We start from the raw sequence: 12,011 nt of genomic DNA on the forward strand, positions 1-12,011 counted from the left end.
CGAAATAAAATTATTTAAATAATTTTAAGGCATAAAGATAATATCCACTAAACTTTCATTTTCTAAAATTTCACATTCTTTTGGTACCACCATAAGGGCAGCTTTATTGTTAAGATTGTTTATAATCGCACTAGAGCCTTCTTTCTTACCTTCAAGATTGGCTAAAATGCGTCCATTTTTAAATTCCACATTACAAGCGACAAATTCCAAATAAGGTGTTTTTTTCTTGTAACTTCCTTGTAAAAAGGCCTTGCAAATATAGTCTTTAGGTTGAAGTAACCAAGAGTTTAAAATCTCTCTTGCGTAAAGATTAAACATTACCATAGCCGAGTAAGGAAAACCTGGTAAGGCGATGATGAATTTTTCATTAGCCTTGGCTATTTTGATATGTCTACCTGGTTTTATGTCGGCTTTATCGATGATGATTTCATATTCTTTTACAGCTTTTTTTAAAAAGTCAAAATCCCCCATGGAAACTCCGCCCGTTGTAACTAAAATATCACAACTTTGCAAAGCACTTTCAAGGGTAGAAAAAGTGGCTTTTTCATCATCTTTTAAAAGAGGAAAAACCCTTGTATCGCAATTTAAATTTTTAGCTAAATTAGCTATGGCGATATGATTTGAAGAGCGGATTTGAGCAGGATTTTCCAAGGCTTCTCCTAGATCTTTTATCTCACTTCCACTGCTTAAAACCCCTACAATAGGCTTTATAAACACACCAATGTGAAAAAATCCAAGTTCAGCTAAAAGAGCTATTTCGCTATAATTTAACCTTGTGCCTTTTTTGAGTAAAATTTCATCTTTTTTATAGTTTTCTCCTACCGCACGCACGGCAAAAGCTTGGGGAACTTTTTTTTCTATAAAAAGAGTATCATTTTCTACGCGTACATTTTCAACAGGGACTAAAGTATCGCTTCCTTCGCTCATGAGTGAGCCTGTAAAGGTTTTTACACAAGTACCATTTTGCACGCTAAATTGTGGCATAGTGCCTGCAGGTGTGAGGCCTAAAATTTTTAAAGGCTTATCTTGATCTTCAAATTTGATCGCATAACCATCCATAGCCGAAGTTGGAAATTCAGGCTGATTTTTAAGGGCTTTTATGTCTTGAGCTAAAATGCGTCCTAAACACTCTGTAAGAGCTATTTTTTCAATCTTTTCATAAGTTTTGATATGAGAGTGTAAAATTTTTAAACTTTCTTCATAAGACATTAACATTTTTTATCCTTTTAAAAGTCCTGCACCGCAAAGTTTGGTTGATCTTTCTTTGGCATAAATTCTTTCTTTGTTTATCACATCATACTTCCAAATGGGTGCGCTTGCTTTAAAATCTTCAACAAATTCATTAAGGAGTTTAAGTCCTAATTTTCTTTGTTTGCTTAAAATTCCTGCAAAATAAGAGCTTTCATGAACCGCCACATCGCCTATAGAGTGAGCAAAAAGCAAGCTAATACCATCAAAATCTACTCTTTTTTGCCACTCATCAAACCATTTTTTTAAAAGCGGTTCATAAATATCAAAACTAAGTGCCTCAATGCCTCCTTCTTCACGCACAATACCACAAAAAGTCAGCAAAGCACCGCAGTTTTTATTCTTGGCAAATTCATACCATTGGCTATAAATTTTAGGAATATCTAAAGAACCTTGATAGAGTGTAAAATGTTTCATTTAACCCCCACAAACTGGCGGTAAAAGTGCTATTTTATCACCATCTTTTAACTTAGTGTTTTCATCAAAAATGATTTCATCGTTTAAAGATACGGCACAAAGTTCTAGCCATTCTTTTAAACTCTCATCTTTTTGCAAAATTTCTTTTAATTCTTTTAAATTTTTTACTTCAAGTTCTAAATTTTCTTTATTTATAGGGCCTAAAAATTCCACTTTTACCATTTTATTCCTTTACTTCTAAATTTCCCATCATTCCTAAATCTTCATGTTCTAAAATATGGCAATGATACATTCTAAGTCCTTTAAAATCTTGTTTCATTCTAAGTCTTAACTCTTCATTAGGACGCACATTTATAGTATCTCTTAAGGCTCTAAATTCAGCTTTTTGAACTTTTCCATTGAGTTTTGATGAGATGAGTTCAAATTGCGTGCCGTGTATGTGGAAAGGATGATCCATGTGAGATTTATTTATCACTATCCAGTCTTCAACTACTCCAAGTTTGGAGCTTAAATCAATGCGTTTTAAATCATAGCTTTTGCCATTGATTAAAAACATAGACGCAAGAGCGATTTTTAATTCGCTTTCACTTTTTCCCATCATACCATGCATTTGCATATGATCTTCACTCATGATTATTTCTTTAAATTCCTTAGGTTCTTCTGAAGGTTTGAAAATTTTTAAATTTTTTGGAAGTTCTACATTTTCTTTTTTTAGGTTAATATTGGCTAGAAATAGGGTATTAGGTTCTTCTTTTACCATCATTTTATCCCTATCATAATAAGCACTTTCTAGCTTAAATTCTCCATCTTTTGGAGCGTCGATTAAAACTTCTACGCGAGAAGCAGGACTTAAAAAAAGTTCTTCTTTATAAATAGCTTTTTCTATAAGTCCACCATCAGTACCAACAAGTATAAACTTAGCTCCTTGTATGCGTAAATTTAAATATCTTGCCGCAGTAGCATTATAAATGCGTATGCGTTCGTTTGTGGCGAGTTTGATTTTAGGTTTAAATTGTCCATTGATGAGTACAAATTCTCCTTCTCTACCATTTAGCCAATCATTTAGGTTGTTGTTTGGAATTTGAGCGTTTTCATCAAGACGCAAATCGCTAATCATCAAATCTTTTTCTTTTAAATGACTTAAAGCATCTTTTTTTGCTTTGATCACAAAAGCCCCTGCTAAACCCATAAAAACTTGTTTAGAAGTGGTATAATGAGGGTGTGGATGATACCAGTAAGTTCCTGCGCTATCTTGAGGAATTTCAAAACGATATATTCTTTCTTCTCCTGCTAAGATAGGATCATGTGGGCTTCCATCTTGATCAGGTGGCACAGGAACGCCATGCCAATGTATAGTTGTAGCTTCTTTGAGTTTGTTTTTGACTAAAATTTCAAGTTTATTTCCTTCAAAAACTTCTATTTTTGGAGCAGGTACTAGACCATTGTAAGTATAAAATAAGGTTTTTTTACCTTTGATAAGCTCTATATGATTTTCTTTGATTTCTAGGGTAGCACGAAAAATATTTTTTTCTTTACTTTCATTTTTGAGTAAAGGTAAGGCTTTTAAAATTTCTCCTTGGGGGAATTGTTTTGGATCTAAAAGCTTTAAATTTTTTGAAGCAAAGTTTATAAAAGAAGTATCTAAGTCATGATTTATAGAATGATTTTTATGCATGGAGTGCATATCGTGCATAGGATTTGCATAGGCTACACCCATACTTGCTAGAGTAAGTGCATTAAATTTTAAAAAATTTCTTCTATTCATTAGTTTTTCCTTTTGCTTGATTTTTTGTATTATAGTCATTATTTTTTTAGTTTTAGTAAATATTTATTTTGAAAATTTGGTTTAATTTTGTTATGATTTTAGCAATTTAATCAAGGAAAAATAATGTTTTATGAAAAAATTCAAACCCCAGCTTATATTTTAGAAGAAGATAAATTAAGAAAAAATTGCGAGCTTTTAGCAAGTGTTGGCGAAAAAAGTGGTGCTAAAGTGCTTTTAGCTTTAAAAGGTTTTGCTTTTTCAGGAGCGATGAAAATTGTTGGAGAATACCTAAAAGGTTGTACTTGTAGCGGACTTTGGGAAGCAAAATTTGCTAAAGAATACATGGATAAAGAAATTCATACTTATTCGCCTGCTTTTAAAGAAGATGAAATAGGTGAAATAGCCAGTTTATCTCATCATATAGTGTTTAATTCTTTAGCTCAATTTCATAAATTTCAAAGCAAAACACAAAAAAATTCCTTAGGTCTTCGTTGTAATATTGAATTTTCTCTAGCTCCAAAAGAACTTTACAATCCTTGTGGAAGATACTCAAGACTTGGAATTCGTGCTAAAGATTTTGAAAATGTGGATTTAAATGCTATAGAAGGACTTCATTTTCACGCACTTTGCGAAGAAAGTGCTGATGCTTTAGAAGCTGTTTTAAAGGTTTTTGAAGAGAAATTTGGCAAATGGATAGGGCAAATGAAATGGGTGAATTTTGGAGGAGGACATCACATCACTAAAAAAGGCTATGATGTTGAAAAACTTATTGCTTTGTGTAAAAATTTCAGTGATAAATATAGCGTGCAAGTTTATCTTGAACCAGGTGAAGCGGTAGGTTGGCAAACAGGAAATTTAGTGGCTAGTGTAGTAGATATCATAGAAAATGAAAAGCAAATTGCTATTTTAGACACTTCAAGCGAAGCGCATATGCCAGATACTATCATCATGCCTTATACAAGTGAAGTTTTAAATGCTAGAATTTTAGCCACAAGAGAAAATGAAAAAATTTCAGACTTAAAAGAAAACGAATTTGCTTATTTGCTTACTGGAAATACTTGTTTAGCAGGTGATGTAATGGGAGAATATGCCTTTGATAAAAAGCTTAAAATCGGCGATAAAATTGTTTTTTTAGATCAAATTCATTACACCATTGTGAAAAACACAACTTTTAATGGTATAAGACTTCCAAATCTTATGCTTTTAGACCATAAAAATGAACTTCAAATGATAAGAGAATTTTCTTATAAGGATTATTCTTTAAGAAATTAGTATTATTTATAATTTGCATAAAATGTTAATTTTACTTGGAAAAAATCAAAGACATAAATTTTATACAAAGTATTTTATTTTTTCAAATATAAAATCAACTTAAATATCTAATTTTTAATACTTTGGTATGATTTTTTAAGATTTTAAGTCCTTATAGAATTTTATTGAAATTCAGTGATTTTTAAATCAAATAGTATTAAGATAAATCGATTTAAAAATCGGCTTTAAAATGAATATTAGGTATATTTTGCATAATATTCATTCAAGCAAAATTTAAAGCTATTTTTGAAAATTTTGAATGCATGGAGGCTTTAATGGATTTGGAAAAATTAAGATTAGCTAGAAGTCTTTATTATCAATGTCTAGGAGAGCTTTTTGTTTTTTCATTTTCTGAAGAAAGATTGTCAAAATTACAAGAGTATTTAAAGACAATGCAAGAATGTTTATTTGATGAAAATTTAAAATCAAATTTTGATATCTTGCTCAAGCATTTAGATGATGAAAATTCTATACAAGCATTTTTTAAAGAATATGATTTGCTTTTTTTAAGTCTTAAAAATAGCATTCCAACGACTTTTTCTTACATAGAAGAAGGTTTTGAAAATTCAAATCCTTTACTTTGTGTGCGTCAAATTTTAGTCAAAAGTAAAATAAGACGCAATGAAAAATTTTTTAAAGAAAGTGAAGATAGTGTTGGATTTTGTTTATTGTTGATGAGTGAATTTTTAAGGCAAAATGAAGATGATTTAGCCAAAGAACTTTTTGAAAAAGTGATCAATAAAAACATCGATGAGTTTTTAGGTGATGTTTTCATGAATAAAAATGCGAATTTATACAAGGAAATTTCAAGTATTGCATTGGCTTTTATGGAATTTGAAAGATTTTGCTTTGAAGTAGAAAAACCTGTAAAAATAAATTCTAAAAAAGTGCAAAACGATCTATCGCGTTCAGAATTTTTAAGAAGAGAAGCAAATAAACAAAGGAGGACTCGTGAAAAATCGCAGGGAATTTCTTAAAAAATCCGCTTTTGCCTTAGGGGCTGCTGGAGTGCTTGGTAGTACGACTTTAGCTCTAGCTAAAGATGAAGAAAGAAAAGATTTAGTTAAAGGTAAAAGTAAGAAAAAAGAAGTGCTTTTTCAAAGAAGTGCTAATTGGGAAAATTATTATATAAAGGCTGAGTAATGTCAAGTGTAGGTGAAAATATCAAGCTTACGCGTCGTTCTTTTCTTAAAATGGCAGCACTTTCAAGCCTAGCAACACCGTTGCTTGCTAGAAGTGAAACTTTAAGAGAAGCGAGTGCTGATGAGCTTAAAGAAGCGTACGAAGGTAGTAAAAAAGTAAAAACAGTTTGTACAGCCTGTTCTGTAGGCTGTGGGATTATTGCAGAAGTGCAAAATGGTGTTTGGGTGCGTCAAGAAATTGCTCAAGATCATCCTGTGAGTTCAGGTGGACATTGCTGCAAGGGATCTGATATGATCGATATGGTGCGTTCACATGTGCGTTTAAAATATCCTATGAAAAAAGAAAATGGAGAATGGAAACGCATAAGTTATGAGCAAGCTTTAAGTGAGATTGGAGAAAAACTAGCTGCTTATCGTAAAGAAAATCCTGAAAGTGTTATGTTTTTAGGTTCTGCAAAAATGAGCAATGAACAAGCTTATTATGTGCGTAAATTTGCAGCGTTTTTTGGAACGAACAATGTAGATCATCAAGCTAGAATTTGACACAGCGCAACAGTCGCCGGTGTGGCGAATACATTTGGTTATGGCGCTATGACAAACCATCTTGGAGACATTCAAAGAAGTAAATGTATCATTATCATTGGGGCAAATCCAGCGGTAAATCACCCTGTGGGTTTTAGACATTTCTTAAAAGCAAAAGAAAAAGGCGCAAAGCTTATTGTTGTAGATCCTAGATTTACAAAAAGTGCAGCTAAGGCAGATATTTATGCAAGAATTCGTCCGGGAACTGACATTGCTTTCATGTATGGAATGCTAAAAATTATCTTTGATGAAGGTTTAGAAGATACAAAATATCTCGATGAAAGAGTTTTTGGAATCGATAAAATTCGTGAAGAAGCAGCAAAATGGACAGCTGAAGAAGTAGAAAATGTTACAGGAATTTCTAAAGAACTTTTAGTGCAAATTACTCACGAAGTAGCTAAAAATAAACCAACTACGCTTATTTGGGCTATGGGTTTAACTCAACATACCGTAGGAACTTCAAATACGCGTTTAGCACCTATTGTACAAATGGTACTTGGAAATATAGGTAAATTTGGCGGCGGAGTTAATATCTTACGCGGACACGATAATGTTCAAGGTGCTTCGGACATGGCTTGTTTAAGCGAAAATTTACCTGGTTATTATCCTTTAAATGAAGCGACTTGGAGATACTATGCCAAAATTTGGGGCGTAGATTATGAGTGGCTTTTAGGAAATTTTGTAAGTAAAGATTGGATGCATAAAACCGGACTTTCACTTGCTAGATGGTGGGCAGCAGCTTTAAATGGAAAAGATGGCAATGATGCTATCGATAATGCAGGAACGCCTTTAAAAGCTTTAGTAGTTATGGGAAATGGTATCACTTCAACCGCACAACAAGCTAAGGTTAAAGAAGGTTTAGAAGCTTTAGAGCTTTTAGTTTTGGCTGATCCTTTTGTAAATGAAGCAGGGATTATCGCAGAAAGAAAAGATGGAATTTATCTTTTACCTGCAGCAACACAGTTTGAAACAAGCGGAAGTGTAACAGCAACAAATCGTAGCGGACAATGGAGATTTAAAGTTGTAGATCCACTTTATGAAAGCATGGAAGATCAAGAAATTTTATTTGAGCTTGCTAAAAAATTAGGCTTTTATGAAGACTTTACCAAGACTTTACGCGATGAAAAAGGTGAGATCGTTTGGCCTGAAAATGCAACAAGAGAAATTGCAAAAGCAGTTAGAAGTATAGGGCTTAATGGTTGGAGTCCTGAAAGGCTTAAAAAGCATACTTTATACTGGGATAAATTTGATGAGGTAACTTTAGAAGGAAAAGACGAAGTTGCTGGCGAGTATTACGGGCTTCCTTGGCCTTGTTGGAGTGATAAACACCCAGGTTCTCCTGTACTTTATAATACCGACATTGAAGTAGCAAAAGGTGGTATGGGCTTTAGAAACAATTTTGGACTTGAGTATGAAGGAGAGAGTTTACTTGCTAAAAATGCACCTTTAAATTCGCCTATTGATACAGGTTATCCACAAATTACTAAGGATAATATAGAAAAAGTTTTAGGCATTACTTTAAGTGCCCAAGAAAAAGAAAAAATGGGATCAACTTGGTCTTATGATGATAGCAATATCATAGCAACTAAATGTATAGAAAAAGGCATAGTTCCTTATGGAAATGCTAAAGCTAGAGCTGTAGTTTGGACTTTTAAAGATAAAATTCCACTCCACCGTGAGCCTTTACATTCTCCAAGAAACGATTTGGTACAAAAATATCCAAGTTTTGAAGATCAAAAAGCACTTTATCGCGTGGATACTAAATTTGTTTCTGTGCAACAAGCTAAGGATTATTCTAAAGAATTCCCGCTTAATCTTGTTACTGCAAGACTTGTGAATTTAAATGGTGCGGGTATGGAAAATAGAGCATCTATGTATCTAACGCGTTTAACACCTGAAATGTTTTGTGAGATCAATCCTGAATTAGCAAAAGAGCAAGACATTAAAGCAGGAGATATGATTTGGGTGCATTCTCCAGAGGGTACTAAAATTCATGTAAGAGTGAAGGTTAATCCAGGTGTAGCAAAAGATATGATTTTCTTACCTTTCCATTTTACAGGGGTAATGCAAGGTGTGGATTTAACACATAACTTCCCAGAAGGAACTAAGCCTTATGCAAGCGGAGAAAGTGCTAATACGGTAACAAATTATGGTTATGATATTATGTGTCAGATTCCAGAGACTAAAGGTGGGCTTTGTAGAATCAGTAAGGATGGAAAATGAGTAAGGTAAATTTTGCAAATTTGGAAAAAGAACGCTTGAAATTCTTTTGTGATAATGAGCGTTGTATTGATTGTAATGGTTGTGCGGTAGCTTGTGATGAAGCACATGAGCTTCCTATTCACATTCGCCGTCGCCGTGTGATTACTTTAAATGAAGGAATTCAAGGAAAAGAAGTTTCAACTTCTATTTCTTGTATGCATTGTGATGATGCTCCTTGTTCTATCGTTTGTCCTGTGGATTGTTTTTATATCCGTGCTGATGGTATTGTTTTGCATGATAAAGAAATTTGCATAGGTTGCGGATATTGTCTTTATGCTTGTCCTTTTGGCGCACCACAATTTCCAAAAGATAGTGTTTTTGGAAATAAAGGCATTATGGATAAATGTACTATGTGTGCAGGTGGCCCTGAAGCAACAAATTCAGAAAAAGAAAGAGAACTTTATGGTCAAAATCGTATTGCAGAAGGTAAAGTTCCTGTATGTGCTGCGATGTGTTCAACAAAAGCACTTTTAGTAGGCGAAAGTTCTAAAATAGAAGAGATTTATCATAATAGACTTATGAATAGAAATTATGGCATTCCAAATCCTTCGGAAAGTTTGGAATGGAAGATTGCTTACACAGGAAAGGAACGCTTATGAGAAAAGTATTTGCAACGCTTTTATTAAGCGTAGTAAGTTTATTTGCTTATGGTAGTGAGAGAATGGGACAAGATACTCAAATTTGGGATTTTCATCGTATTACAAATATCTCAAATTATGAAACTTTTGGCAAACTTTGGACAACTTTGCAAGGTGAATATATAGCTACTATAGCTTTAATTGCTGTTATTGCCGTGTTGTCTGCATTTGCTTTGCATTATATGGTTATAGGACCTAAACAATTTTCACACGATGGAAAGAAAATTTATGCTTTTACATTATTTGAAAGACTTTTTCATTTTATCGCGGCAATTTCTTGGGTGATTTTAGTGCCAACTGGTTTTGTGATGATGTTTGGGGCGACTTTTGGAGGTGGACTTTTTGTAAGAGTTTGTAAAAATTTACACGCTTTTGCAACGGTTTTATTTATCATCTCTATAATCCCTATGTTTTTATGCTGGATTAAAAGAATGCTTCCTGCAAGTTATGATATCAGATGGATGATGATAGTAGGTGGTTATTTAAGCAAAGTAAAACGTCCTGTACCTGCAGGTAAGTTTAATTTTGGTCAAAAATCTTGGTATTATATTGCTGTTTTTGGTGGATTTTTGATGATAATTACAGGTGGATTTATGTATTTTCTTGATTTTAATTCCACGGCAATTCAAGGTCTTTTTGGTTTAACTCAAATTGAACTTTTAAGAATTTCAGCTATAGTGCATAATTTCTTGGGTATAGTGTGTGCAGTATTTTTTGGTGTGCATATTTATATGGCAGTATTTGCAATCAAAGGCAGTATCCATTCTATGATTAGTGGTTATAAAGAGGAAGAAGAGGTTTATATTTTACATTCTTATTGGTATAAAGAATTAAGTAGTAAAAAACAAATTGAACCTAATTTTTCTTATGATCCTAATGTGAAAATTTAATCTTTAACCGCTATGTTATTGCATAGCGGTAGTTTTAAGCTTTTTTGAAATAAATAGAACGAATTTTATTTTACAAGTTGAATCTAAAATCTATTTTTCCATATATAAATTTGTTATTTATGTTTTTTTGATATAATATTATTTAAAGATATTTAAAGGATAAGGTATGGATCCATTATTTACAACTCAGATTTTAAAATATAAAGGTGATGAATCTTTTACATGCGATGATACTTTAGTGCGTGAAATTAAGCTTGAAATTTTTATTAATGATGAAAAAGTAGGTGCTTTAATGGCAACTCCTGTAGATGAACAGGCATTAGCAATAGGGTATTTAATGAGCGAAAATATCATTGCAAAAGTAAGCGATATTGAGAACATAGAAACAAAAGATGATGGTATGAGTGTGTATATCAAAGCAAAGATTGATAAAGAAAATTTAGCAAAGCTTAATGCTGAAGGCGTAGTTATAAGTGGTTGTGGTAGAGCACATACTGCAAATATCGATTTAGAAGCCATTGAAGCGAGTAAAATTAGTTCTGATGCAAAATTTAGCAAAGATGAAATTTTAAAACAAATGAGTACTTTTTATACTCAATGTGAGCTTTATGAGAAAACAGGCTGTGTGCATACGGCTAAGCTTTTTGTAAATGAGAAAACTTTTTTTATAGGTGAAGATATAGCTCAACATAATACCATAGATAAAGCTTTAGGAAAAGCATGTTTAGCTGGGGTTGATTTAAGTCAATGTTTTTTAATGGTTAGTGGAAGGCTAAGTTCTGAAATGGTAGCTAAAGCAGTTATGCATAAAATTCCAGTCCTTGTTTCACGCACGGCTCCTACTTGTTTAGGAGTTATGATAGCAAGAAAATTTGATTTAACGCTTTGTGGTTTTGCTAGAGAAAATAAGATCAATATTTATAGTGGAGAATTTAGAATTCATGGATAAAAACCAAGAAAAAGAAATCATCTCATACATGAGAGAATTGTTAAATAGTAATGAAAAATTAGATTGTGGTACGGCTTTTAAAATTGCAAAGAAATTTAATGTAAATATAGAAAAAATCGGACAATTAGCCGATGAAAATCACATGAGAATTGATAATTGCGAGTTGGGGCAATTTGGACATTTAGATTTTGAAAAAGCAAAGATTGAAGTGCTTAAAAAAATAGAACCTAGTTTAGATGAAAAGCGTAGAATTTTTTGTAAAGATGCAAGAGATATTGCTAAAGAAGGTTGTGGACTTAAAAGTATGCGTTCAGCTTTAAAAGCTTATAAGGTTGATGTAAAGTATTGTCAACTTGGTTGTTTTAAAGAAAAAAAAGGTAAGCAATTTATAGTAAGAACAAAAACTTGGATTGAAAATGCGGATGGAGATTTGCTTTTTGGACGAGGAAAAACAGAACTTTTAGAGCTTATCGGACAAACAGGTAGTTTATTGCATGCTTCTAAACTTATGGGGATTAATTATAAAAAAGCTTGGATGCATTTACAAGCCTTACAAAAAAATTCTCAAGAAATTTTAGTTAGCACACGACAAGGACGCTCTAAAGAATCAGGAACAAAACTTACTCCTAGAGCTTTGGAATTAATGGAAAATTACTCTATTTTGCAAAAGGACATAGAAGAATACGCTAATAAACGCTTTAAAGAATTGTTTTTAAAAGGAAAAAAATAAATCTTCTATCAAAAAATACTAATACATAATATTTTTATAATTAATTAATGGTATTTTTTTAAAAAATATGTTAAAAT

At 32.4% G+C, this 12,011-nt stretch carries 12 protein-coding genes; 8 read left to right on the top strand and 4 right to left on the bottom strand.

The features are described from left to right. Positions 1-24: 24 nt before the first annotated feature. The 4 genes from ELQ09_RS00195 to cueO are packed head-to-tail and all read right to left on the bottom strand — an operon-like array spanning position 25 to position 3,430. Positions 25-1,215 carry a molybdopterin molybdotransferase MoeA gene (locus ELQ09_RS00195; protein WP_087721427.1) on the bottom strand — a complete coding sequence of 397 codons (1,191 nt, stop codon included), beginning with the start codon at positions 1,213-1,215 and terminating at the stop codon, positions 25-27. A gap of 3 nt (positions 1,216-1,218) precedes the next feature. Beyond that, a complete protein-coding gene (locus tag ELQ09_RS00200; protein WP_002932396.1) occupies positions 1,219-1,665 on the bottom strand; it encodes a molybdenum cofactor biosynthesis protein MoaE in 447 nt (148 codons plus the stop codon). Continuing rightward, on the bottom strand, positions 1,666-1,887 hold the full coding sequence (locus ELQ09_RS00205; protein ID WP_002779488.1) for a MoaD/ThiS family protein: 222 nt from the start codon (positions 1,885-1,887) through the stop codon (positions 1,666-1,668). A 1-nt stretch (position 1,888) separates the two neighbouring features. Further along, entirely contained in the window at positions 1,889-3,430 is a 1,542-nt protein-coding gene (cueO, locus tag ELQ09_RS00210; RefSeq protein ID WP_134225819.1) for a multicopper oxidase CueO, read from the bottom strand. Between the two features lie 123 nt (positions 3,431-3,553). Between cueO and nspC the strand changes: the two genes are divergently transcribed. From nspC to ELQ09_RS00255, 8 genes are all read left to right on the top strand, one after another. Then, on the top strand, positions 3,554-4,702 hold the full coding sequence (nspC, locus tag ELQ09_RS00215) for a carboxynorspermidine decarboxylase (protein WP_134263679.1): 1,149 nt from the start codon (positions 3,554-3,556) through the stop codon (positions 4,700-4,702). Between the two features lie 302 nt (positions 4,703-5,004). After that, on the top strand, positions 5,005-5,718 hold the full coding sequence (locus ELQ09_RS00220) for a molecular chaperone TorD family protein (protein ID WP_079860164.1): 714 nt from the start codon (positions 5,005-5,007) through the stop codon (positions 5,716-5,718). Then, positions 5,693-5,884, top strand: coding sequence for a twin-arginine translocation signal domain-containing protein (locus tag ELQ09_RS00225; protein ID WP_002851537.1), 192 nt, complete (start codon positions 5,693-5,695; stop codon positions 5,882-5,884). Before ELQ09_RS00220 ends, ELQ09_RS00225 begins: the two co-directional genes overlap by 26 nt. Then, positions 5,884-8,688: a formate dehydrogenase subunit alpha gene (locus ELQ09_RS00235; RefSeq protein ID WP_079742596.1), complete on the top strand. Its 2,805-nt coding sequence runs from the start codon at positions 5,884-5,886 to the stop codon at positions 8,686-8,688. The genes ELQ09_RS00225 and ELQ09_RS00235 overlap by 1 nt, the downstream gene beginning before the upstream one ends. Further along, entirely contained in the window at positions 8,685-9,326 is a 642-nt protein-coding gene (gene fdh3B, locus ELQ09_RS00240; RefSeq protein ID WP_002851264.1) for a formate dehydrogenase FDH3 subunit beta, read from the top strand. Before ELQ09_RS00235 ends, fdh3B begins: the two co-directional genes overlap by 4 nt. Beyond that, positions 9,323-10,255 (top strand): formate dehydrogenase subunit gamma, encoded by a 933-nt coding sequence (locus ELQ09_RS00245; protein ID WP_070241097.1) that lies wholly within the window; start codon positions 9,323-9,325, stop codon positions 10,253-10,255. Before fdh3B ends, ELQ09_RS00245 begins: the two co-directional genes overlap by 4 nt. Before the next feature lie 166 nt (positions 10,256-10,421). After that, positions 10,422-11,204, top strand: coding sequence for a formate dehydrogenase accessory sulfurtransferase FdhD (fdhD, locus tag ELQ09_RS00250; RefSeq protein ID WP_070241095.1), 783 nt, complete (start codon positions 10,422-10,424; stop codon positions 11,202-11,204). After that, entirely contained in the window at positions 11,197-11,934 is a 738-nt protein-coding gene (locus ELQ09_RS00255) for a winged helix-turn-helix domain-containing protein (protein ID WP_134263680.1), read from the top strand. Before fdhD ends, ELQ09_RS00255 begins: the two co-directional genes overlap by 8 nt. Positions 11,935-12,011 lie beyond the last annotated feature (77 nt).

This window comes from Campylobacter sp. CH186, assembly GCF_004378925.1.
GTDB lineage: Bacteria > Campylobacterota > Campylobacteria > Campylobacterales > Campylobacteraceae > Campylobacter_D > Campylobacter_D jejuni.